The 23,670-nt window shown below is 60.6% G+C and carries 15 protein-coding genes and 1 tRNA gene; 11 read left to right on the plus strand and 5 right to left on the minus strand.

Annotated features, from left to right (window positions below; translation table 11 throughout):
- Nucleotides 1–51: 51 nt before the first annotated feature.
- Nucleotides 52–1,389, minus strand: coding sequence for a threonine/serine exporter ThrE family protein (locus tag HWU94_RS03940; protein WP_185174395.1), 1,338 nt, complete (start codon nucleotides 1,387–1,389; stop codon nucleotides 52–54).
- Nucleotides 1,390–1,532: 143 nt separating this feature from the next.
- Nucleotides 1,533–2,219, minus strand: coding sequence for a 3'-5' exonuclease (locus tag HWU94_RS03945; RefSeq protein ID WP_185174396.1), 687 nt, complete (start codon nucleotides 2,217–2,219; stop codon nucleotides 1,533–1,535).
- 140 nt (nucleotides 2,220–2,359) lie between these two features.
- On the opposite strand from HWU94_RS03945, the gene HWU94_RS03950 reads away from it, so the two are divergent.
- Both HWU94_RS03950 and HWU94_RS03955 read left to right on the plus strand, forming a co-directional pair.
- The gene (locus HWU94_RS03950) at nucleotides 2,360–5,836 is read left to right on the plus strand and encodes an ATP-dependent DNA helicase (protein ID WP_185174397.1); all 3,477 of its coding nucleotides are present in this window, start codon (nucleotides 2,360–2,362) and stop codon (nucleotides 5,834–5,836) included.
- A 10-nt stretch (nucleotides 5,837–5,846) separates the two neighbouring features.
- Nucleotides 5,847–9,527, plus strand: coding sequence for an ATP-dependent DNA helicase (locus HWU94_RS03955; RefSeq protein ID WP_185174398.1), 3,681 nt, complete (start codon nucleotides 5,847–5,849; stop codon nucleotides 9,525–9,527).
- Here HWU94_RS03955 and HWU94_RS03960 read toward each other — a convergent pair.
- Nucleotides 9,516–10,466, minus strand: coding sequence for a phosphotransferase (locus tag HWU94_RS03960; RefSeq protein WP_185174399.1), 951 nt, complete (start codon nucleotides 10,464–10,466; stop codon nucleotides 9,516–9,518). The two genes, HWU94_RS03955 and HWU94_RS03960, sit on opposite strands and share 12 nt — an antisense overlap.
- A 53-nt stretch (nucleotides 10,467–10,519) precedes the next feature.
- Between HWU94_RS03960 and nudC the strand changes: the two genes are divergently transcribed.
- The 3 genes from nudC to HWU94_RS03975 all read left to right on the plus strand — a co-directional run bounded on the left by nudC (nucleotide 10,520) and on the right by HWU94_RS03975 (nucleotide 14,197).
- Nucleotides 10,520–11,737, plus strand: a complete 1,218-nt coding sequence (gene nudC / locus HWU94_RS03965; protein WP_185174400.1) for an NAD(+) diphosphatase — start codon at nucleotides 10,520–10,522, stop codon at nucleotides 11,735–11,737.
- 61 nt (nucleotides 11,738–11,798) lie between these two features.
- The gene (locus HWU94_RS03970; RefSeq protein ID WP_185174401.1) at nucleotides 11,799–13,625 is read left to right on the plus strand and encodes an ATP-dependent helicase; all 1,827 of its coding nucleotides are present in this window, start codon (nucleotides 11,799–11,801) and stop codon (nucleotides 13,623–13,625) included.
- Complete coding sequence (locus HWU94_RS03975) at nucleotides 13,625–14,197, plus strand: M48 family metallopeptidase (protein WP_185174402.1); 573 nt, start codon at nucleotides 13,625–13,627, stop codon at nucleotides 14,195–14,197. The genes HWU94_RS03970 and HWU94_RS03975 overlap by 1 nt, the downstream gene beginning before the upstream one ends.
- Nucleotides 14,198–14,227: 30 nt before the next feature.
- Here HWU94_RS03975 and HWU94_RS03980 read toward each other — a convergent pair whose 3' ends face one another.
- Nucleotides 14,228–15,616, minus strand: a complete 1,389-nt coding sequence (locus HWU94_RS03980) for a zinc-dependent metalloprotease (RefSeq protein ID WP_244956020.1) — start codon at nucleotides 15,614–15,616, stop codon at nucleotides 14,228–14,230.
- A 161-nt stretch (nucleotides 15,617–15,777) separates the two neighbouring features.
- Here HWU94_RS03980 and HWU94_RS03985 point away from each other — a divergent pair, with 161 nt between their 5' ends.
- The 4 genes from HWU94_RS03985 (at nucleotide 15,778) to HWU94_RS11670 (ending at nucleotide 20,760) form a co-directional block, all read left to right on the plus strand.
- Nucleotides 15,778–16,863: a PDZ domain-containing protein gene (locus HWU94_RS03985; RefSeq protein WP_185174403.1), complete on the plus strand. Its 1,086-nt coding sequence runs from the start codon at nucleotides 15,778–15,780 to the stop codon at nucleotides 16,861–16,863.
- A 167-nt stretch (nucleotides 16,864–17,030) separates the two neighbouring features.
- Entirely contained in the window at nucleotides 17,031–20,069 is a 3,039-nt protein-coding gene (locus HWU94_RS03990) for a UPF0182 family protein (RefSeq protein WP_185174404.1), read from the plus strand.
- Between the two features lie 146 nt (nucleotides 20,070–20,215).
- A tRNA-Met gene (locus tag HWU94_RS03995) sits at nucleotides 20,216–20,292 on the plus strand.
- A gap of 333 nt (nucleotides 20,293–20,625) precedes the next feature.
- Nucleotides 20,626–20,760, plus strand: coding sequence for a hypothetical protein (locus tag HWU94_RS11670; protein ID WP_280527418.1), 135 nt, complete (start codon nucleotides 20,626–20,628; stop codon nucleotides 20,758–20,760).
- Nucleotides 20,761–20,769: 9 nt separating this feature from the next.
- Here HWU94_RS11670 and HWU94_RS04000 read toward each other — a convergent pair.
- Nucleotides 20,770–21,983, minus strand: a protein-coding gene (locus HWU94_RS04000; protein WP_185174405.1) for an IS3 family transposase whose coding sequence is annotated in 2 segments (ribosomal slippage) — nucleotides 20,770–21,704 and nucleotides 21,704–21,983 — 1,215 coding nt in all. Because the reading frame shifts where the segments join, the coding sequence is not laid out codon by codon here.
- Between the two features lie 136 nt (nucleotides 21,984–22,119).
- Here HWU94_RS04000 and HWU94_RS04005 point away from each other — a divergent pair.
- On the plus strand, nucleotides 22,120–22,746 hold the full coding sequence (locus tag HWU94_RS04005) for an LGFP repeat-containing protein (RefSeq protein ID WP_185174406.1): 627 nt from the start codon (nucleotides 22,120–22,122) through the stop codon (nucleotides 22,744–22,746).
- Nucleotides 22,747–22,788: 42 nt separating this feature from the next.
- Nucleotides 22,789–23,622, plus strand: a complete 834-nt coding sequence (locus HWU94_RS04010) for a hypothetical protein (protein ID WP_185174407.1) — start codon at nucleotides 22,789–22,791, stop codon at nucleotides 23,620–23,622.
- Nucleotides 23,623–23,670: the final 48 nt, after the last annotated feature.

Genomic DNA, 23,670 nt, shown 5'->3' on the forward strand with positions numbered 1-23,670 from the left:
CCAACAGCTTCGCTGCGAGCCTGCTTCACCTACTTCTGCGTGTAAGTTTCCTTATCTCATGTGCCCCTGCGGCAGGGACGCCAGGTTCTGGGTGTCGCGGTCGTAGAGCCAGTTCTTGTCCATGAGCAGGCGGGAGAGGGCCAGACCCATTCCTAGGGCAGCGAAGATGAGAAGGACCTGCACGAAGCTGGCTAGGGCCTCATTGACGTCGCCGTTAGAGAAGTGGGCCATGGACATGTAAAACATGACACCGGGAACCATGGTGACGGTAGCCGGCACCGCCAGGGAGATGCGGGAAACCCTGCGGGCGTGGAGGGGAGCAACGATTTCTGAGAGTACCCCGGCGGTAAATACGGCCAGGGCGATGGCGAGGTGGGGCGCCCACCCGGCCTCTACCAGCCAGATACGACCCGGGTTTACGATTGCGGCGATTGCCCCTGCCCAGGTGCAGGAGAGGGGAGTGGCCGAGAAGAGCATGGCGAAGCCGAAGGCAGCGGTGAAGGAGGCCAGCATCTGAAGGATCAGGAGCAGCCAGAAGTCCAGGTGCGGGGCTGGGGCCTGCTCTAGGGGCAGGCTAAAGACCAGGGATATGAGCCAGACCGAAAAGGACGCACTGCCCAGGAGCAGGGCAACGTAGGTAAGGCGGGAGATGCCGGAGGAGAAATCCATGCGGGCTATTTCTAGCATGCCGGTGACCAGGGGGAAGCCCGGCACCAGGTAGAGAATTGAGGATATAAAGCCCACCAGGTGGTTATCCGCGATGAGACCGGGGGCGATAAGCGCCGACATGACCCCCACATAGATACCGGCTGAGAGCAGGCCGCAGAGCATCCAGACCGCCATATGGTTGAGACCCCGGTGGGCTAGTGTGGAGCGTAGGAGTTGGCCGGCGAAGGCCGCGATGAGAACGACTGAGCATTCAATGACCCCGCCCCGGTTGAGGAAGGCGAAGGCTGCACAGGCTAGGGCGGCTGCGAGAGCTAGGAGCCAGGGGGCGTAGAGGGGCTTTTCTTTTTCAATGCGGGTGAGTGTTGCGTCGGCTAGAGCTGGGTCGATGCGTTCGGGCAGGGACGAGACGAAGTCGCTGAGCAGGTCGATTTTGTAGGCGGAGATTCCCTTGACACGGGTTTCTGCAATTTCGGTGCGGAAGTTGCCGCCGGAGTAGGCGGTGGTGGAGAGTTCGGTGAAGTGGACCTGGGCGTGGTGTTCTTCAAGTCCTACGGCTTTGGCCAGGCGGGACATGGAGGTTTTGACGCGGTAGGCGCTGGCTCCAGATTTCATGAGGAGTAGGCCTAGCTTGAGGACGACCGCTGATTGGGCTACCAGTTCTTTGTGCTGGTTGCGGGTGGAGCCGAGGTAGATGCTGTTAGTGGGCGCGGGCTCGTTCACGGTCGTCCTTGCGGTTGTGGTGTATCTGCTCCTTTAAATTTAGTAGAGGGAGGGTAGAAAAGGACGCCAGTGGGCAGGTGACGGTGCTCAAGGCACCTACCTGCCTACCGGCGTCCTGACGGAGCGTTCACGCTACCTGAACCTTAGTCGGTGCGCACCGGCCAGGCACCGCTGACGTCCGCCTGCTTGCCAATGCGGTTGAAGTAGTCCTGCAGCTCGGCTGCCTGCTCAGCTGCCCAGGTAATCTGCTGCTCGTGCAGGGCTGTAGCAGGCTGTTCGATCTCTTCGTATTCAAAGCTCATAGCCGTCAGTAGGCGCTCAGCTGCCAGGGCATCGTCCTTCGAAGTGTGGGCGTTTTCCAGCTCCACGCTGTATTCGCTGGCCAGCACTTCCAGGGTACGCTTGCCCTTCTTAAACTTGTGCACGTGCTTATTGATGACCAGGGGGTCAAGTACGGGATAGCAGGTCAGCGGCGGGTACCCGTAGCGGGCCAGCTCAAAATGCAGCACCGAGAAATCGTAGGCAGCGTTAAAGGCGATGACGGGAACACCGTCGGCAAAGAGGCCGCCCAGAGCCATAGCCACCTCGTAGGCTACCTGCTGGGCAGGCTTGCCGTGCTCGCGGGCGTACTCGGTGGTGATGCCGTGAATAGCGGACGCCTGCTCAGGAATCTCAACCCCGGGGTCAGCCAGCCATTCCCCGGCGCGCAACACCTCGCCGTCAGGAGAAACCAAGACCAAAGAAGCGGTGACGATGCGGGCAGTCTTAGGGTCGATACCGGTTGTCTCAAGATCGAAAGTGGCGCGGGGAAGCTCGGTCCATGAAGTCATACCTTCGATAGTAGCGACAGAACCTGCGCCACAAAAATATTTGAGGCAGGTGGCGCCCAGGCTCTTAAAATGTCAGCCACCTATGATGAACTTGGAATACAGTGAGAACCTCGACCACGACAAAAGATGGGGAGTGCGCGGTGACATACGAGCAGCTAGAGACTCAGGGCGCTACCTTGCTTCTGGGCGCGCCCGGTAGCGGCAAAACCCAGGCCCTGCTAGAAGCAGCTACCGGATTCATTGAGCAGGGCAAAGACCCTGCCCGTCTGCTGGTGCTCACCCCCTCACGTGTCAGCGCAACCAGGTTCCGAGAAGCGCTCTCAGCCCGCATCACCGCAACAGTCTCAACCGCCCCGGTGCGAGCCTGGCAGGCTTACGCCTTTGACCTGCTGCGACGGGCCCATATCGAGGGGTATCTACCCCACCTGGACTTCACCCCCAAGCTCCTTTCAGGCCCTGAGCAGGACGTCCTGATTAAAGAACTCCTCGACGGCCACCGCAGCGGTGAAGGCTCCAGCATTATCTGGCCCGATGACCTCCGTGAAGCCCTTGAAACCCGCGGTTTCCGCCACGAGGTGCGAGACTTCTTCGACCGCATAGCCGAATACGACCTCACAGCCTCAGCAGTTGCAGACCTAGCGCAGCGCTTCGACCGCCCGGAGTGGCGGGCCCTGGCTAAGCTCTACACCGAATACCGCCAGGTGCGCGCCCTCCGCGCCCCGCATGCCTTCGACCCCGCAGCCCTTATCCACGAGGCCACCAAGACCCTGCTAGCCCACCCCAATGTGCTGAGTGCAGAACGCGCCCGCTTTGACCTGGTACTCATTGACGACGTGCAAGAACTCACTCCCTCTATCTACCGGCTGCTGGCTGTTCTAACCGGCAGGTCAGCAGAGTACCTGCGTGCCACAGCTAGTAACTCGCTGGCCTCTGGCGCAGGTACCGAACCCGCAGACCTGGACGGCCTTTTTGCCTCGGGCCCGGTAGTGGTCATGACCTGCTGCGCCGATACGGTCGTACAGGGCTTCCGCGGAGCCAGCCCCCAGCTGGCAGCCAACCTCCCCGACATCTTCCCCTCTCTCGTTACAGAAGAGCTCACCACGAGCTGGCGCATGGCACCTGTTATCGCCGAGCGCTGGGCAGAACTGGCCTCCCGCCTACCCGTTGTGCCCCGGGCAGCCCACCGGCGCGTCCTTACCCCCGCTCCGCAGGAGCCCAGCGAAGAAGCCCTCCTGCCGGTCGGGGACGACGGCGCCCTGCTAAACCCCGCAAAAGCAGCAGAACCAGACCCCGAGGTGCTGGGCCTGGTTGTAGAAACCCCCCAGCAGGAAAACCAACTGCTAGCCCAAATGATCCTCGAAGACCACCTCTACCGGGGCAGGGCCTACCAGCGAAGCGCTATTATCGTACGAAACGGCTCAGACGTCACCCGGCTCAAACGAGCCCTCAATAACCTGGGTGTTCCCGTACAAACAGCAGCCTCCATCACCCCCGTGCGCGATGAACCTGCCGCCCGCCCCTTCCTTGATGCCCTGGGGCTAATCCTGCACACCCGGCGTCTACGTGCTACAGAGCGGGCCACGGGCCCCCACGCCGCAGAGACAGAGCTATCAGCTACCCAGCAAACAAACACCTGGGGCCTGGGTGCTGATACCGCGGTTTCCCTATTGACCTCCCGCTTGGGCGGGGCTTCGACCATGGACGTGCGTCGTTTACGCCAGCGTCTCCGTGCCGAAGAACTGCGCGCCGGGGGTACCCGCGACAGCGATGCCCTCCTGGTTGAAGCCCTCATCAACCCCCAATTACTGCCCACCGGCGAAAGCAGCGCCGCTGCACGCCGCCTGGGCCGGGTACTCACCGCAGGCGATAAAGCCCTCGACCAGCCCGGCGCTACCGCTGAAACCGTCCTCTGGGCACTCTGGGAGGCCTCAGAACTCGCCCCCCTCTGGAAAGCCCAGTCCCTCTCAGGCGGTGCAGGAGCCGACCGAGCCGGGCGAGACATCGACGCCATGATAGGCCTGTTTGAGGCAGCCGAACGCTACACCGACCAGATGCCGGGAGCCACCGCCGAACAGTTCTTGGCCTACATCGATGCCCAAGACCTACCCATGGATACCCTGGCAGAGCGAACCAACCACCGCGACGCCGTAGAAATCATGACCCCCGCTCTCGCCGCAGGGCGCGAATGGGACACCGTCTACATCGCGGGTCTGCAAGATGGCACCTGGCCGAACACCACCGTCCGCGGCTCACTACTGGGAACCCTCGACCTCGTGGACGCAGCTACCGGGCGCCTGGATGCAAACAGGCACAATAACGGTGGGGGAGTAGCTCCCGGCTATTCACTCCTTGAACGCCTACGCTCCAACCGTTTCGACGAGTTCCGTATGTTCGCCACAGCAACCTCCCGAGCCCGCTCCCGGGTAGTCTGCTCCGCTGTATCTTCTGCCGACCAGGCCCCCAGCGAGCTGCTCGATATCTTTGCCCCGGCCCCCGGCGGCGAGCGGCCCCTCACCGAGGTTCGCCGCCCCATGACTCTGCGCTCCCTGGTCGCCGAACTGCGCCAGTGGTCAGAAGCCCAGCACATTTCACCGGTGAAAGCCGATGCTGCTGCCCGCCTGCTGGGCCGCCTCGCTGACCCTGAGCAGACCTCCGGGCTGAACCTACCCGGTGCCCACCCCCGCTCCTGGTGGGGGCTGCTACCCCTGTCCTCACAGGCCCCGGCCTTTGAAGGGGACGGGCCGGTTCCGGTATCGCCGTCTCAGATTGAAAAGATTCACCGCTCGCCCCTCGACTGGTTTGTAGCTGCCTCCCGTGCTGAAGCTGCCACCGACGCCTCGCGGTCGCTGGGTACTCTCATCCACGCCATTTGCGAAGATATGCCCGATGGGAACGGAACCGACCTGCGCGATGAGCTCCACCGCCGCCTACCCCAGCTAGGGCTTCCCAAAACCTGGGAGAGCCAGAAGATGGTCGAGCGGGCCGAGGGCATGCTCCAAAAGTTCGCCGACTACGTGCGAGACCTCAAGGGCAAAGGACGCTCCCTGGTAGGTGTCGAGGGTTCCTTTAGTGTGCTGGTGCCCGGCCCCGCCAAGGACGCCCTGCTGTCGGGGCGTGTAGACCGCATAGAGGTAGACCAGGTAGGGCGCTTTATCATCATCGATCTGAAGACCGGTAAGAGTAAACCCAGTAAGGCAGACCTTGAACAGCACTCGCAGCTCGCTGCCTACCAGGTTGCTCTTGAAGCCGGTGCAGGGGCGCTGATGCAGCAGGCCCTACAACACGATGCCCTAGCCCAGAAAGAAGGCGAGCAGCCAGCGAAGCTGCAACCGAACCAGGTGCCGGTACTCAACGGGCTCCACGAGCTTTCTGGCGGTGCCCTGCTTCTACAAATTGGTGGGACCACGAAGAGCTACTCCGAGCAGGAACAGGCCCCGCTGACCGCTGAAAGTACCTGGGCCGTTGAACTCATCAACCAGGCTGCCGAACTGATTGCAGGGGAGCACCTGCAGGCTCGGCATACCGCAGGTGGCCCCTTCGGTATTGGCTGTGCCCTTCCCGATATTTGCCCCATCTGCTCACGGGGCCGCGCTATCACCGTCCGCCCCGCCCAGTAAAGGCAGAATCATGACTGAACAGAAGCCAGCAGAAACCCTTCTCAGCCCCGAAGACATTGCAAAAGCCCTGGGCCGCCCCCTACCCACAGAGGAGCAATCTGCCATTATCAGCTCCCCACTGGTACCCCGCCTGGTCGTAGCGGGAGCAGGCTCGGGTAAGACCGCCACCATGGTGGATCGAGTGGTGTGGCTGGTTGCAAACGGGCTTGTGCGTGCCGACCAGATACTGGGGGTTACCTTTACCCGCAAGGCCGCCGGTGAACTGCGGGAGCGTATGCGCTCCCGCCTTGAAGAGCTCCGCCGCCAGGGGATCGTGCGAGAAAACCCTGATCAGAGCGCAGACGGAGTTACGAGTGACCCCACCATCTCCACCTACCACTCCTACGCTAATACGCTAGTACAACAGTATGGGCTTCGCATCGGCGTAGAAGACGATGCCCAAATGCTGGGTGGCGCTCAAACCTGGCAGCTGGTTGCCCAAATCGTAGAGCACTATGAGGGTAAGCTGCCTGAAAAAGACGTTGCTAAATCAACCATGGTGGAAGCTATCATCAAACTCTCGTCCGAGTGCGCTGAACACCTGGTGAGCCCCGATGCCGTGATCGACTGGTGCACAGAAACTCTGAAACAGGTAGAGCACCTGGGTAAGCCCACGGTTAAGGGGGCTACCACCGAACAGCGGGCCCTGGTACAAGGGCTACAACTGCGTATTTTTTACGCTGAGCTGGTCAAACGCTATTCATCCATCAAAGAACAGATGCAGGTGATGGACTACGGCGATCTCATCGCCAAGGCTGCCCATATCGCGAAGACCGTACCCCAGGCTGCGCAGACAGAACGGGAACGCTTTAGGGTGGTGCTCCTGGATGAATTCCAAGATACCTCCCATGCCCAGATGCAGCTCTTCTCCGATCTGTTTGGGTCAAAAGCAGATGCCCCTGCCCACCCCGTGATGGCGGTGGGCGACCCCAAGCAGTCTATCTACGGCTTCCGCGGAGCTTCTGACGGCCAGCTCTTTAGCTTCTACGACTACTTCCCAGCAGAAGACCGTACCGCCAGCTACCTCACTGTGGCCTGGCGAAATGACACTTCTATCTTGGCAGCTGCCAATCGGGTAGCTGAGCCCCTGAGCGTAAGCCCCGACTGGGTTCAGCGCACCCACACCATCGAGGTGCCGCCCCTGGTCGCGCGCCCCAACCCCACTGCGGGGCGGGTGCTGGTGGGGGAGTACCTTACTGACCTGCAAGAAGCCCGTGCCCTTGGTCAGATGATTGCCGAGCAACGCTCTAGCTTTGTTGGCCGCCCGCTCTCAGACATGCCGACCATGGCCGTCCTCTGCAAAAAGCGATCCATGATGGAACCCTTGCAAGAAGCCTTTGACGAGCTGGGCGTCCCCTACCAGGTAGTAGGCCTGGGCGGTCTGCTCGATACCCCCGAAATCGTAGATCTGGTGGCGGTGCTCCGAGTGCTGAGCGACCCCGGCCGTTCAGATGCGCTCATGCGCATACTGGCTGGAGCCCGCTGGCGGCTCGGCTTATCTGACCTGCTAGCCTTTGGCGAATGGGCAGAAGCCCTTAAACGCCAGCGAGAACTTGAAATCAGGTTTGGCATTACAGCCCAGGCTGCTGCCCTGCGCGCCGAACAGGAAATCCTCGATGAGGTTGAGGGCCTGAGCGAAGCCGCTGAACGCGGCGCCACCAGCGCGAGAGACCTGAAGGACGCTGGCGAGCAGGTGCCGGCGTCCGCTGAAGACTACCGGCGCCTGCTCCAGGCTGCCGCCCCTGATGTGACCGACGGAGCCTCCCTCATTGAGGCACTCGAAAACCTGCCGCAGGAGGTCTGGGTCTCAGCCCGCAGCGGCCGGTCCATCAGCGCCGAAGGCTTGAAACGACTTCAGGCCGTATCGAGGGAACTGACCTATCTGCGCCAGTTCACCGCCGATGACCTCACCACCCTCATCAGCGAAATCGAGCGCACCCTCCTACTCGATATCGAGCTAGCTGCCCGCCCGGGGGCACACGCAACATCGGCTCGCAGGCACCTTGACGCCTTCTACGATGTGGCCGCTACCTACGAGTCCACAGCTCCCCGCGTGAACGCCCTGCTCTTGGCCGCTGCTAACGGCCAGCCCCTGGAAGAGGGAGAAGCTGGCGTCCGCTTTGCCCTCAGCGCCACCGGCGCCTCGGCATCGGGGATTAGCGGCTTCTTAGCCTGGCTCGATGCGGCAGCCCAGCAGGAAGCCGGGCTCGAAATGGCAGCAGAGACCCCCCGCCACGACGCGGTACAGATTCTTACAGTGCACGCTTCAAAGGGGCTGGAGTGGGATCAAGTGTATATTCCGGGCATGGCTGCCGGAGACTTCCCCGATGCTAAGGACGAACGCTGGACCAAGCAGTCGGACACCCTGCCCTGGCCCCTGCGCGGGGATGCCGCCTACCTACCCGGCTGGCGGGCGGACTTCGATCACTTGCAGGATCTCGGTGATTTTATGGTCCAGCTCTCGGAGCAGGCGGTAGAACACCGCACCCTGGAAGAGCGCCGTCTGGCCTACGTGGGGTACACCCGTGCCAGATCCCTGCTCGTTCTGACTACCTCGGCCTGGAAGGGAACCACAGCTAAGCCCCGCCTCATGTCTGATTTCGTCGCCGAGTTACTCGATGCCCCGGTTGAGTTAGCTGAAATTCTGAGCGAGCTTGACCCTGATCAGGTAGGCACAGTCAACCCCCAGTCAGCCACGATTACTACCGCCCTCTGGCCTTTCGACCCCTTCGATGGGCCCCACCAGATGACCTGGACCTCCCTTCAGGAACTCGAAGCAGCAGGCCCTGCACCCAGCCCGAACGAGAGCAAACAGGGCAACCTAACAGGGCTCAGCCCCCGCCAGGTAGTCGAGCGTGCGGCCCAGAACGTGCTGCGCGGCGGGCTTGAGGCAGATGTGCTCGCTGAAGCTCTCGCTGCCCTCCCCGACCCCACCCCGGAGCAGAGCCAAGAGACACGAGACGCTATCGAGGACTGGCAGGAAGAAACCGACCTGCTCCTGAGCCTGCTGGCCGCACCCGCGGAAAACAGCTCCTTCGAGCTACCCGGTCACCTGTCAGCCTCCCTGCTCGTCAACCTGGTCAAAGACCCCCAGGCCGTCATCGATAACATGCGACGCCCCATGCCCCAAAAGCCGGGCATCGCGGCCCGCCAGGGAACCATCTTCCACAGCTGGGTTGAAGACCACTTCGGCACCAGCGGTATGCTCGATATGGACGAAGATTTTGATGACGGCAGCACCGAGGAAGAGCTCAATATTCCGGCCCTGCGAGAGAACTTCCTCGCCAGCGAATGGGCAAGCCGTGAACCCTGGGCCCTGGAATACCCGCTGGAAACACCGCTTGCCGGAGTAACGGTACGCGGCCGTATCGACGCTATTTTTACCCGGACGGACGGCGACGGCTCGACCGTCTGGCAGCTGGTGGACTGGAAGACGGGGCAGCCGCCGCGCACTAAGAAGGAGCTCAAAGAACGGTCGGTGCAGCTCTCCCTCTACCGCCTGGGCTTTGCCCGCCTACAGGGGGTACCCGAAGAAAACGTAGAGGCCCATTTCTTCTACGCTTCAACCGGAGAAAGTATCGAAGTTACCAACTTCTCCACCCGGGCAGAGCTAGAGAAGGTGCTGGAGCGGGCCGCTCAGTTAGCTGGCTAGGGCTCCAACAGCTCGCAGCTCAGCTTCGAGGTGGTCGAGCATAGAAACAGCCTCTGAAATCATGACCCGGTCTTCTAGCTCCACCCCGCGAATCAGCCACTGGGCCAGACCGAACTCCGCATAGAGGTTAGCTCGAGCTTCGAGGTTCCGGTCGGGCTCCTGGGGCATCTCTTCACGGTAGGCCGCAAAGACCCTCTCCCTGAAGAGGGGGTCTTCGCAGGCGTACAGCCAGGCGAAGTCAGCAGCGGGGTCACCGACGCAGACCTCTGACCAGCCGGTGATCTCAACGATTTTCTTCTGATTAAGCACCAGGTTGTCTTCGTTGAGGTCCCCATGAATGACGCGGGGGCGGAAGTCCCACATCACTGAATCGTTGAGCTGCTCTTCCCAGCGGGTGAGCAGTCCAGAGGGTACCTTGCCGGTAGCGACAGCCAGGTCAAGCTCGGCAAGGCGGCGCTCGCGAACCTGCTGGCCGGTGTAGACCGGTAGGTCGGCGTCCTCAACGATGGTGGTGGGGAAAACGTGAATGGTAGCGATGTGGCGGGCAATCTCGTCCGCAATATTGTGCTGGCCTTCGCGGGTTCGGTGGGAGAGATCCGCTAAATCGTCGATATCGTAGTGGGCCCCGGGGTTGTGGGTGTAGATGAAGGCCTGCCGCCCGTCGAGGGGAACAGTACCCACGATGGTGGGTACGAGGAAGGGCAGGCGGGCGCGGAGCCCCGGCGTAAAGGATTGGAGAATGACGTGCTCCGCTTCGAGGCGTACGCTCGCTTCGGGGTGCTTGGGGGCGCGGACGCGCCAGCGCTTGTCGGCTGAGTCAATGATGATGGCTGAGTCGAAGTCGAGGGCGTCGTCGGCTGAGGGGAGAGCGGCTACGGGGTAGAGCCCGGGGACCCCAGCTGATACGATGGCGGCAAGTTGAAGCGGTGTTGAAGTCACAGTTTTAAGGGTACAAGAGAAGTTGGAACGAACCCGATATGAATGCTGAAAATATGACTAATCTGTCGGCATCTAGTTCGCAGGGCGATACGGACGCCGCACCCGGCATGAGCGGGCAGGGCTGGTTTTCACCCCTGGGGCGGTTACCGCTGACCACTGACCGGGTGCGAACCAGCGGTGCCGTGCGGGAGCGTCCGGGGTTCTTCGCCCACCTGGGGCAGGCCCTGACGGACAGGCAAGACACCACAGATAGAACACCCAGTGACCTTTACCCCTGGCTTCTTAGCCCCGCCCTGCTGGCAGTTGACCGGGGTATGGTGCTGGTTCACAAGACCGGCCAGGGGCTAGAACCGCTGGACCTAGTGCAGATTTTTGATCTGCATACTGAAGGTGTACTCGACTACACTGCCGGCGACCGTCACCAGCACCCAACCCTCATCTTCGCGGGGAGCCGGGTAGCGGCGTCCGCACCTACCCAGAAGGACGAGACAACCGAACAACCCGTGCTAGTAATCCTGGCTGACTTTGACCGCTTCTTAGACCTGGGAGAATCGCCCCTGAACCTCCAGGGCTTTGAAAACCAGGAGCAAACCCTCGCTGAGGTGGTAGCTGCCCGCTCGGGTGGCGAGTGGGTGAACATACGCGACTACGCTGCCTACGCCTATGAGGGGCAGGGGGCAGCCTTCGCCTGGGACGAGGTGCTGGCGGCTGCGGCGTCCTTGAGTGCCTGGCATGCATCCTCTGGTTATGATGCGCGGACGGGCGCCCCCACCTTCGTTACCCGCGGAGGCTGGGTGCGGGTTACCGAAGAAGGGAGAGAGCTCTTCCCCCGCACAGACCCCGCCGTTATCACAGCCGTTACCGCTGAGTTTGTGGGTGAGAGCAAGATTCTGCTGGGGCAGGCGCGGGCCTGGGGGAAAGGGCGCTTTTCTACCTTTGCCGGGTTCGTTGAGGGTGGTGAAGCCCTCGAAACCGCTGTCCTGCGCGAGGTCTACGAGGAATGCGGCGGGCTGGTTGTTTCGCTGAAGTATCTGGGGTCGCAACCCTGGCCCTTCCCCAGGTCGCTGATGTGTGGCTATCTTGCTGAAATCTCAAACCCCGACCAGGTTGAAGCCGACGGGGCTGAGATTGAGGAAATCCGCTGGTTCAGTCGATCAGAGCTCCTCGATGCCCACCGGTCAGGCGCTGTGCAGCTACCCGGGCCGAGCTCAATTTCCCACCGCCTGATTGAGTTCTGGCTGGGGCAGCCCCTAGGACCTGCTGGGCGGTAGACTAGATAGCTGGCGTGGCCGCTACCGGCCACAAGGACTGCGAGGGTAGGGGAGAAGCACCATGATTCACGATAAGCTCAGGGCCCAGCCCATCACCCTGTCTGCCCCCAACCCCGAGACTATCCTTGAGGGGCTTGACCCCGAACAGCGTCGGGTGGCTACCGAACTGGCCGGGCCCATGTGCGTGATGGCGGGTGCTGGCACCGGCAAGACCCGGGCCATCACCCACCGTATCGCCTACGGTATCGCTATCGGCCGCTACAACCCGCGGGCCGTCCTGGCTCTCACCTTCACCAATCGGGCAGCCGAAGAAATGAAGGTACGCCTGCGCCAGCTGGGTGCCGCCGGGGTCGTAGCCCGAACCTTCCACTCAGCTGCCCTTGCCCAGCTACGCTATTTCTGGCCCCAGGCCATCGGCGGCGCCCTGCCCGAGATTATCAAGAACAAGTCCCAGTTCATCATCGAGTCAGCCCGCCGTCTAGGGCTGGCTACCGACCGAGCCATCGTGCGCGACCTCGCCAGTGAAATCGAGTGGGCTAAGGTTTCCATGCTCACGGCCGACTCCCTCATGCCCCACCTGGCTCACCGGGAGCTGCCTGCAGATATCAGCCCCATCGATATGGTGCGCCTGCTGCGCACCTACGAGGAGCTTAAGGACGAGCGCAACGTCATCGACTTTGAAGATATCCTGCTGCTGACCGTCGCCATTATCGAGGAAAACCCCGATATTGCCGCCCAGATTCACCAGCAGTACCGCCACTTCGTGGTGGACGAATACCAGGACGTCTCCCCCCTGCAGCAACGCCTACTGGACGCCTGGTTGGGGCGCCGCGATGACCTGTGCGTGGTGGGCGATGCTTCCCAGACCATCTACTCTTTTGCCGGGGCAACCAGCCGCCACCTGCTCGAATTCCGCACCCGCTTCGAGGGCGCCACCGTGGTTAAGCTGGTGCGTGACTACCGTTCCACTCCGCAGGTGGTCGACCTGGCCAACCGCCTGCTAGCTGCCCGCCGTCAGATGCCCGACTCCACCCGCTACTCCTGGGCCCCGCCCCTGCAACTGGTCTCCCAGCGAGAGCCCGGAGCCAAACCCGAGTGGTTCGAGTACGCCGATGACGAGCAAGAAGCAATCGGTATCGCTGAAGACATCAAGGACCTCATCGACAAAGAGGGCGTCCCAGCAGCCGATATCGCCGTCCTCTACCGCACCAACTCCCAATCAGCTGCCCTAGAACAGGCCCTCACAGACGCCGGAATCAACTATCAACTTCGCGGCGCAGAACAGTTCTTTGACCGCCCCGAAGTCCGTGCCGCTATCAGCATGCTCCAGGGCGCAGCCAAGGGCGCTGAAGCCACCGACAGCGTCACCCAGCTCGTGAGAGATAACCTCAAAAATCTGGGCTGGTCAGCCAAAGCCCCCCAGCGTTCCGGCCAGGAACGAGCCCGCTGGGAGTCCCTTGAAACCCTGGTGTCCCTTGCCGACCGCCTCGCCGACGAGCGCAGGCAAGCGCGGGAGCGGGCGTCCGCTAACGGCGCCACCGACCTGCCCCCCGAATTCACCCTCTACGAGCTGGTCGCCGTGCTCATCCAGCGCTCCCAGCACCGCGATGCTCCCTCCCTCAACGGCGTCACCCTCGCCTCCCTGCACGCAGCCAAGGGCCTAGAGTGGGAGGCCGTCTTCCTGTGCGGCCTCAACGAAGGTCTTATGCCCATCTCCTTCGCCCAAACCAGCGACGAGGTAGATGAAGAGCGCCGTCTCTTCTACGTCGGAATTACCCGCGCCCGCTCCTACCTGACCTTGAGCTGGTCGCGCTCACGAACCCCCGGCGGGCGGGCCGGGCGCAAGCGCTCCCGCTTTATCAACGACATCGCTCCCAAGGGGGTCTAATGGCTACCTCGCGTGAGATTCTGCCGGCAACGGCGTCCCGCCCTGAGATTGAGGTGGTGCGCTCTACCCGCCGCACCCGCACGGTACAGCTAGCGCCGCACAAGGACGGACGCCTGCGCCTGATGGTCCCCGCCACCTCCACCGATAGGGAGATTGAGGACTACCTGTGCCGCATGCTACCTAAGGTAGAGGCCCGCCGGGCCCGTAAGGACGCCGGTGCCCAGCGGGGTGCCCTCGATGAGTTTTTGCGGGAGCGAGCTGACTACCTGCGAGCCACCTACCTGCCAGAAGCCCCAGAACCGCTCTCAATCCGGTGGGTCACCAACCAGAAGCAGCGCTGGGCCTCAGCGACCCCCGCTGAACGCACGATTCGCATCTCGCATACACTCCAGGGCGCACCGGAGTACGCCCTGGATTCAGTGATTTTTCACGAGCTCTGCCATTTTCTGGAGCCCAACCATTCACCGGCTTTTAGGGCCCTTGAAGCCCGCTACCCCCACCTTGAGAAAGCGCGGGGCTTTTTGGAAGGTGTTACTTTTGGGCAGCGGGCGCAACAAGCAGGAAGGGTCTAGAGAAGACTCTTCCCTAGACCCGTGCCTCTATTATTCTTTGTCTTTGCCTTCGGTTCCTTCCGTGGGCTCGTCGTAACCGCCGGCTAGAAGTTTTTCGAGGGCCGCGTCGAACTCGTCCTCGCTGGCGTTGAGCAGGGCCCGGCGGGAGGTGAAGCCTGCGGGGTCATCCAGATCCTCACCGGTGGGTAGGGTCTCGGGGCCCTCCCAGAGCTGGTCGCGGGCCTCGAAGCCGTGGTTTTCTTCGTAGTGGCGCCAGAAGGCAAGGGCCTCGCGCATCTTGCGGGGGCGCAGCTCAAGACCAACGAGCTGGGCAAAAGCGTGCTCTGCGGGGCCGCCGGTGGCACGACGGCGGGCCATGGTCTCAGCCAGCTGCGGGGCCATGGGCAGGTTTTTGGTGGCCTGCTCGGTGACGAGGCTGACCCAGCCTTCGATGAGGGCCAGCAGGGTTTCGAGACGGTCAAGGGCCAGCTGCTGGTCTTCGGTGAGCTGGGGTTTGAACATGTCGCCGGCGAAGGCGTCCATCATGGCCTCGGGGTTTGAGGGGTCGAAATCGATGTCGTTAGCGGCTGCCTGCATACGCTCAATATCAACGTGAATACCGCGGGAGAAGCGCTTGATAAGGTCGATGATGTCTTCACGCAGCCAGGGGTTGGTCTTGTGGAGGCGAATCAGGGCAGCTTCGCGCACGGCAAGGTAGAGCATGACCTCTTGGGCCGGGATTTCTAGGCCTTCGCCAAAGGCCGCAACACCGGCAGGTAGCAGGGCTGAGCGCCCCTGGGCCAGCGGGATACCAATGTCGGTAGACGAGACGACCTCTTCGGCCAGCTTGCCGATAGCCTGCCCCATCTGCATACCGAACATCATGCCGCCAAGACCGGCAAAGAGGTTACCGCCGCCGAGCATGCCGACCATTTCTTCGGGCATCTGCTGCTGGATAGAGGAGGTCATGGCTGATGAGACTTCTTCGGCAACGGGGCCGGCGATGTCTTTCCAGGTGGCAAAGGAGTTCTCAACCCACTCGGCTTTGGCCCAGGCTTCAACACCGAAGGCAGGACGCTCGAAGATGGTCACGGGGTCCAGCCAGAGATCTGCCAGCGCAGCAGCATCACGGACCGCGCCTGTCTGGGATGAAGTCACCGAGGGGTCTTCACCCATGGCCAGTACCTGGCGGGCGTGCTGCTTGGCCATGTCCCAGTTGACGGGGCCGTCGCTAGACTGGGTGCTCATCATGGAATTGACCTGGGCGAAGATACCCGAGAGCATGGCCGGGTCGAGGGGGATACCCATGTTTTTGAGGGCATCGGCGTCGAAGCCCGCGGCCCCGTTCATGGCTGACGGATCAAACCCCTGCTCCTGTAGCTTCTTGAGGAACTCTTCAAGGGGGTCACGGCCAGCTGAGTCGTAGGGGTTGTTGGTCACGTTCTGCCTCGTTTCAATAGGGGGCTGCGGCGCCCGCCGCTACTGTTTCTCACTAGCCTACCGACCTCGTTGCGTACCCCGGGATGCTTTTAGCCCTGAGCCAAGTGGGAATTTGCTGGGGAGTGGGCTGGGCTGGGTGATTTTGCTAGTAGGCTAGTCCTATGGTTTTTTCGAAGAGGGACAAAGCAGGTGCCCGCCCCCGTGAACGTCGGGCTGATTTGCGCACGGTGAGCGCGGTGGGGACCCTAGGCCTGTCGATGTTTTCGCTGGTGATTCCGGTTGATTTCGTGACCGAATCACCCGGCCCTACTTTCAACACCATCGGTGAGTTCGATAGTAAGCCGCTCATTGAGATTGAGGGCGCCCAGACCTACCCGGTAAGCGGCAACCTCGATATGACCACGGTATCGGTTGCAGGCGGCCCTAACACTTCTCTCTTTGCGATTGAGGCGCTGGCAACCTGGTTGGAAGATTCTACAGCGGTGTTGCCCAGCGACCTCATCTACGATCCCTCAGTGACCAGCGAGCAGGTCACCGCGCAGAACACTGCCGATATGACCAACTCCCAGGAGGTAGCTCAGGCGGCTGCCCTCACCCAGCTGGGTATCGACTACACCGAAATTTTAACGGTGTCAGGTGCTGTTGAGGGTGCCCCCAGTCAGGGCGTACTCCAGGAGGGCGACGTGATTACCGCTCTCAACGGGGAGCCACTGGCAAGCTACACCGACCTGACCGAGCGGGTGAACGCGTCCGCCGGGCAGCCCGTCACCCTCACCGTGACCCGCGACGGCAGTGAGCAGGACGTCACAGTCACCCCCTCCTACAACGAGCAGAGGCAGCGCTACGTGCTGGGCCTCTACATTGCCCGGTCCTTTGAGTTCCCCATGACCGTTAACTACGGCCTCGAAGAAGTGGGCGGCCCTTCTGCTGGCATGATGTTTGCCCTGGGTATTATCGATGAGCTAACCGAGGGGGAGATGACCGGCGGTATTCACTTTGCCGGAACCGGCACCATCGATGCGGACGGAACCGTGGGCAGCATCGGCGGCATTGAACAAAAGATGCGGGGAGCTGCGGACGCCGGTGCTACGGTTTTCTTGGCCCCGGCAGATAACTGCGATGAAGTGGTCGGTAATGTGCCTCGGCGCTTGAACGTCATCAAGGTATCAACTTTGGATGAGGCGGTAGATGCGGTCACCCGCATAGGCCAGGGTGAAGACCCCGCAACCTTCCCCACCTGTTCCTAAGGGGTGGGGCTAGTCACCCCAGAGCTGAAATGCTAAGCCTACTCTCGAAACTCACAGCTTTCTTTGGCAAAATAGTGTCTTATATGTAGCGTCGCCCACTGCGCGGCGTCACCCACCACACAGGCCGCACCTTTGCGGCAGACACGAAACACAACTGAAGGATACCCGTGAGTACCGGAAGCACCCCTCCCCGTTCATCATCACGCGCTCCTCAACGTAGAAACCGGCCGCTGACCGTGACCGTGGCAATCATTGCCGCCCTGGTCGTAGCCTTTGTTTTTGCAACCCAGGTGTACACCGACGTCCTCTGGTATGACCAGCTGGGCTACCTCAAGGTTTTCATCACCCAAAACCTGACCCGCGGTGCCGTCTTCCTGGTTGCAAGTATCGTTGTAGGTATCGCCGTCTGGGCCAGCCTCTTCTACGCCTATAGGCACGGCCAACTACAGACTCCCAGCCCTCGCCGCCGTTCTGCTGGCCCCCGAGTGGATGCCAACGGCAACCCTGTGCCCGACCCCTACGGCGATATGCAGGACCTCTTCAACCAGAACATGGAGCGCTACCGCCAGGGTATTGAGCGTATGCGCAAGGTCCTTCTGATTGCTGTGCCGGTTCTTCTGGGCGCCTTCGTCGGCAGTGGGGCGATGACCCAGTGGGAGACCGTCCTACTCTTCTTCCAGGGCGAAAGCTTTGGTACCACAGACCCCGAGTTCGGTCGCGACCTGGGCTACTTCATGTTTACCCTGCCCTTCCTCAACGTGGTGACCGGCCTGCTGAGCACCGCCGTTATCTTCTCAGCGATGGCAGCTTTGGTTATGCACTACTTCTACGGCGGTATCGTAGTGGGGGAGCGCGGTATCACAACCACTGTGCACTTCCGCCGCCACATCGCAGTGCTCGGTGCCCTCTTCATTGTGCTGCGCGGCATCACCCTGTGGCTGGCCCGCTACAACGCAACCCAAGATCAGTCTGGTTCCTGGGCCGGTGCCATGTACAGCGACGTCAACGCCATCATCCCTGTCAACGCGATTCTGGCGATTGCCTCCCTGCTGGTCGCTGCCCTCTTCGTCCTGGCCGCAGTGCGCGGGAACTTCCGTCTGCCCATCATCGGCACCGCCGTACTGGTGATCGCTTCGCTGGTTGCCGGTGGCATTTACCCCTGGGTTGTGCAGCGCTTCCAGGTTGTACCGAACGAGCAGGCCGCAGAAGCCCCCTACATCCAGCGCAACATCGACGCTACCCGTGCCGCTTACGGCCTGGACCAGATCGACGTCCAGAGCTACGACGCCACCACCTCCACCGCAGCAGGTGCCCTGCGCGGTGAGAGCGAGACCATCTCTAACATCCGTCTGCTCGACCCCAACGTGGTCTCCGGCGCTTTTGCCCAGCTGCAGCAGTTCCGCCCCTACTACCAGTTTGGGCAGAACCTCTCTGTGGACCGCTACACCATCGATGGCACTGAGACCGACACCGTTATCGCCGCCCGCGAGCTGAACCCTGACCAGAATGCCGGGTCATCCTGGGTTAACCAGCATGTGGTCTACACCCACGGCTACGGCGTCATCGCTGCCTACGGCAACCAGGTTGAAGCCGACGGTAAGCCCAAGTTCATCCAGTCGGGTATTCAGGCAACCGGTGCAATTAGTGGCGACTACGAGCCCCGCATCTACTTCGGTCAGAGCTCACCCAACTACTCCATCGTGGGTGGCACCGCCGAGGACGAACCGCTAGAACTTGACCGCCCCCAGACCGCTGACGACGAAAGTGGCGCGGACGCCAAATACACCTTCAGCGGCAACGGCGGCCCCGTCATCGGTAACGCCTTTAACCGTCTGGCCTACGCCATCAAGTTCCAGTCCTCAGATATCCTGCTGTCGGACGCCGTCCGCCCCGAATCCCAGATTCTCTACGACCGCGACCCCTCAGAGCGCGTGAAGAAGGTTGCCCCCTATCTGACCGTAGACGGCAACCCCTACCCGGCTATCATCGATGGCCAGGTGCTCTGGATTGTGGACGCCTACACCACCAGTAACCAGTACCCCTACTCGCAGGCAGCCCAGCTCGATAATGCGACTTCTGATTCAGAGACCGCATCCGGCGTAACCCAGGCCCTGCCCAGCCAGCAGGTCAACTACATTCGTAACTCGGTCAAGGCCACTGTAAACGCCTACGATGGCTCGGTTACCCTCTACGCCTGGGACGACCAGGACCCAGTATTGAAGACCTGGCAGAAGGTCTACCCCGATACCGTGCGCCCCTACAGTGAGATGAGCGCTTCGCTCATTGAGCACGTGCGCTACCCCCAGGACCTCTTCAAGGTACAGCGAGAGATTCTGAATGCTTACCACGTGACCAATGCAAGCAGCCTTTACAACGGGGACGACCGCTGGTCGATCCCCAACGATCCCACCAATGACAGTGGCCGCCCCCTACCTCCCTACTACATGTCCCTGCAGATGCCGGGTGAAGACTCAGCTCAGTTCTCGCTGACCACCAGCTTCATCCCCCAGCAGTCAGACAGCAACACCCGTAACGTCATGTACGGCTTCCTCTCAGCCAATGGTGATGCCGGTACCGGTAAGGACGGCGAAAAGGCTGAAGGCTACGGCAAGCTGACCCTGCTTGAGCTTCCCCGCTCGTCGGTTGTTCCCGGTCCCGGCCAGGCTCAGAACGTGTTCAACTCAGATACCGCTGTTTCAACTGAGCTGAACCTGCTGCGCCAGGGTGCTTCTGATGTGATCAACGGTAACCTGCTCACCCTGCCCGTGGGTGGCGGCATTCTCTATGTGCAGCCGGTCTACGTGCAGTCCTCCGGCGATGCCGCCTACCCCTCACTGCGCCGCGTCCTTGTGGGCTTTGGTGAGCAGGTCGGCTTTGCCCCCACACTGGAGGAAGCCCTGGATGAGCTCTTTAGCGGTTCCTCTGGCGCTGAAACCGCTGCCGATGCCGGTGTCGATGAAACCGAGGCCGCTCAGGCAGCTGACGGCACTGCGACCAGCACTGACAGTGCGAGCCTGACCGGTGCCCTGCAAGATGCCCGCAAGGCGATGCAGGACGCGGACGCCGCTATGAAGGCCGGCGACTGGGCCGCCTACGGTGAAGCCCAGACCCGCCTGAACGAGGCTCTGCAGCGCGCCATTGATGCTGAAGGTATTGAGGGTACTGCCACCACCGAGGCAAGCCCCAGCCCCTCACCCTCCAACTAGGAGTCAGGCTGTAGCAGCCTTGGGTAGATAAGGACGCCGCCTCCCGCATCCAGCGGGCTGGCGGCGTCCTTTTGTGTAAAGTGCATCACAAAAGCTGGTTTTGGCTTGCGCTGCTTGTGGGAAGTGCGTATAGTTATATGAGTCGCCGCGGGGTGGAGCAGTTCGGTAGCTCGCCGGGCTCATAACCCGGAGGCCGCAGGTTCAAATCCTGCCCCCGCAACCACATAAGTCGCTCCGTTCGGAATGAATCCGATCGGGGCGATTTTCTTTTCCCCTTCATTGCTGAGTTCAGCAGTGGTGGGGATTTTTGCGTTAAGGAGTCCATCGCCCAGTAGCTCCCCAAGAGATAGCTGGAGGGCTGATGAAACTAATACGAGGTCTGAAAAGAGAAGTTAGTTTTGCCGCGCAACTTATCTGACACAGATGCCTGGGTGATGCCAAGTGCTGAGGCTAAATCTTTCTGAGTGGCCCCGGGGCGAGTCATCCATACCTTGATTTCTTTACCTACTGCCTCTGATGGGCTCATGATGTTGTAGGCACCGCCAGCAGGGAACTCATGGCCCAGATCAAGGCCTACGAAAAACGCGAGAAACTACCGGCACTACGCCCTGGCAAACACCGCAATACCGCCCGCGTTATCCGCTACAACCTCCTGCACGAGGAAAAAGAACTTGATATGTACTGGCTTTAGTTCCTACCATCATACGAGACTCACAACACCATCCACCACCTCCTCAGGCGTCCGATAACCAAGGGACGAATGCAACCGCTGCTCATTCCACCAACACACCCAACCCACCGTCTCAACCTCCAACTGAGCAACAGACTCAAAGAACCGGCCACGCACAAGCTCTGCCTTATACGCACCGTTAACCGACTCAGCCAAAGCATTATCGCACGAATCGCCCCTTGACCCAACTGACAGTTGCACACCCAGGCCCCGAAGCTCACGCGTGTAATCCTCAGCCACGTACTGGGCCCCACGGTCAGAATGATGCACAATCTCAGTCAAAACAGACCCACACTTACGAGCATCGAAAAAAGCCTGCTTCAAAGCCGTCAAAGGCATCCCGAGTGTATGCATGGTTGAGGAAACACCCCAACCGACAATCTTCCGGCTGAAGACATCAGTGATGAAAGCGGTATAGCAGAAGCCGCTGGTGGTACGAACATAGGTGAAATCTGCTACCCACAGGCGATGTGGGGCATCAGCGGTGAACTGGCGGTTGACGAGGTCAGGGCGGTTATCAGGAGCCTTGGTAGCCCTGGTAGTCACCGGTTTACGACCCCGGTGTACCCCCTGGATACCAGCAGCACGCATGAGCCGGTAGGTCTGATCCCGGCCGATAGCCCAGCCTGCTCGTCTCATGGCTTGCCACATCTTGCGCACCCCGTAGACTCCGTAGTTTTCCTGGTGGATTCTCAGAAGCTCGGGGATCAGCAACTGGTCACTGAGTGTTCTAGCTGCTGGCACGCGGGCTTTTGCTGCTCGGTAGCCACGTGAGGTGATGAATCCACCGTCTAGATGCTCAGCGAGAGTCCGGCAAATCGGCTCGACCCCGAAGAGATCCTTATGGGTATCAATGAAACGGATCATCATCGGGCCGGACGGTCGAGCTCGGCTGCGAAAAAAGCCGAAGCGGCTTTCAGGATTTCGTTGGCTCTGCGTAGTTCAGCAATTTCTTTGCGAAGTCTTCGGTTTTCTGCTGCCATATCGCTGGTGGGCCCGGGGGTTTCTCCTTGGTCGATGGCGGCTTGTTTGTGCCATTTTCGTAGGGTTTCGGGGCCGATGCCGAGGCGTTCTCTAATGTTTCGGCAGGCAGTGTAGATGCCTGTGTTGGGGTTGTTTTCCAGGTGGTCGGTCAGTAGGCGTAGGGCTCGTGTTTTGAGTTCGGCGGGGTATTTGGTGGGCATGGGTGAAGGTTCCTTTGCTCTTTTTGTTTGTTTCTAAATTTACGGGAGCGGAACTAAACCCAGTACATATCATTCTGCTGGTGCTTCTGTTGGGGTTTCGGTGGTGCCGTGTCGGTATTGGGTGAGTGACTACGGCTTGGAGCATTTACTCAATGATGCTGTTCATCTATCTGATGCTGGACATACTGCATTGGGTAAGCGTTTTGCTAATTGGTTGCGTTCTTCTTCTCTAGCTGCTGATGCCTTTAGGTTGGTAGGAGCTATCGGGAATTACTATCACCGTTATGGTGGTGCCTCCCATTTTGGGCAACCGACTCAGAATGAGTTTGCCTCGGTCTTTGGCGGTGCAGTCCAGAACTTCTCCAATAAGTGGGCTATTTATTGGCACGAACGCACTGGTGCTCATTCTATTAAGTGGGGTACTGCCATTGGGAACCGTTATCAAAGCGAACGGTGGGAACTCGGGTATCTAGGCTATCCGGCTACGGATGAATATGCCTATGCTTATGGGGCTGCTCAGGAGTTTTATCACCCGTCGACGGGGTATCGAGCAATCATACTATGGTCTGAGAAGACAGGTGCACGTATGGTGAATCAGCGTGGTGCTATTCATCAGTTGTACCTTGCTGCTGGTGGTCCTTCTCGTCTAGGTTTTCCGGTAGTCGATGAGGCCCGTGATGCTGATGGGGTAGTGCGGGTGAGGTATTCATCTGGCGCAGTTATTAGTTGGACCGAGTCTCGTGGTGTGTGGATCTCGTATTAGCGAGATGAAAACTAATCGTTTGTTGCCGAGAGGCTTATGAGCATGGAGCAGGTAAAGAAGACTCTGGTTTGCTCGGTTGTACTTCTTGTTGCTGTGGCTGTAATTATGGGTGCCTTGGTGCTGGGGGCTAGTTCTTCTGGTTGGAAGGTAGCCGATGGGCAGGTGGTGGCCCCGTATCAGGTTCGGCACCCGGATGCCAGTGGCGAAGTCTTTGAGCAGGATGGCCAGGAATATTATGAGCCTGCCTATGGGCTGATGGCTGAGCCTGTGTCCGGGGTTGGTGCGTTGGGGGCTCCGCAGGTGAAGAATCTAACGCCTACCCCTGTGCAGTGCACCGGTGAGGCGCTGGGTGAGGTGAGGCCTGAGCCCGGTTCGTGGGCGGTGCCGTCCCTGTCTGATGGTGCTGGTGGTGTAGCGAGGGGGTATTTTTCGACTGGCTTGTTTTCAGCTGGTATTCCCTCCGCTCCTGGTGAGTTGCTCTCATCGCTGAGTGCGCCCCTTGGTACTAAGGGTAAGGCCTCTGTGCTGGCTGGGCATGTGAACCTTGATTATCCTGATGACCGGCTCTCTGGGTGGGGTCTGCTGCATTACATTGATAGGTGCGCGCATGTGTATATCACGGATGAGGCAGGGGTTACCCGTGAGTACCAGGTAATTGTCATTGACACGATTGAGCAGGGCCTGACTGAGACTGACCCAGGTCTGTGGGGCTCTGCTGAGGTGACGCCGGATGAGTGGGCCAAGTATGGGACGGATGAGCTGGTGTGGTTGCTGACGTGCTCGGGTGCTTTTGTGGGGGATTCTGGTGTGGGGCAGACGTTTACGTTTCCGTATACGGATAATCTGCGGGTCGGTTTGGTGCCAGTCGATGGGTAAAAAGAATCATTCAGAAGGAACAACTATCTGAATATCTTGCCCAGTTGG

Origin of the sequence: Rothia nasimurium, from assembly GCF_014217215.1 — a bacterium.
GTDB classification, from domain to species: Bacteria; Actinomycetota; Actinomycetes; order Actinomycetales; family Micrococcaceae; genus Rothia; species Rothia avistercoris.

What these genes read in the sequence shown, in the direction of transcription:
- HWU94_RS03945 (WP_185174396.1), bottom strand. Translation starts at nt 2,219, where the DNA reads ATGACTTCATGGACCGAGCTTCCCCGCGCCACTTTCGATCTTGAGACA.
- HWU94_RS04010 (WP_185174407.1), top strand. Translation starts at nt 22,789, where the DNA reads ATGGAGCAGGTAAAGAAGACTCTGGTTTGCTCGGTTGTACTTCTTGTT.
- HWU94_RS03955 (WP_185174398.1), top strand. Translation starts at nt 5,847, where the DNA reads ATGACTGAACAGAAGCCAGCAGAAACCCTTCTCAGCCCCGAAGACATT.
- HWU94_RS03970 (WP_185174401.1), top strand. Translation starts at nt 11,799, where the DNA reads ATGATTCACGATAAGCTCAGGGCCCAGCCCATCACCCTGTCTGCCCCC.
- nudC (WP_185174400.1), top strand. Translation starts at nt 10,520, where the DNA reads ATGACTAATCTGTCGGCATCTAGTTCGCAGGGCGATACGGACGCCGCA.
- HWU94_RS03985 (WP_185174403.1), top strand. Translation starts at nt 15,778, where the DNA reads ATGGTTTTTTCGAAGAGGGACAAAGCAGGTGCCCGCCCCCGTGAACGT.
- HWU94_RS03975 (WP_185174402.1), top strand. Translation starts at nt 13,625, where the DNA reads ATGGCTACCTCGCGTGAGATTCTGCCGGCAACGGCGTCCCGCCCTGAG.
- HWU94_RS11670 (WP_280527418.1), top strand. Translation starts at nt 20,626, where the DNA reads ATGGCCCAGATCAAGGCCTACGAAAAACGCGAGAAACTACCGGCACTA.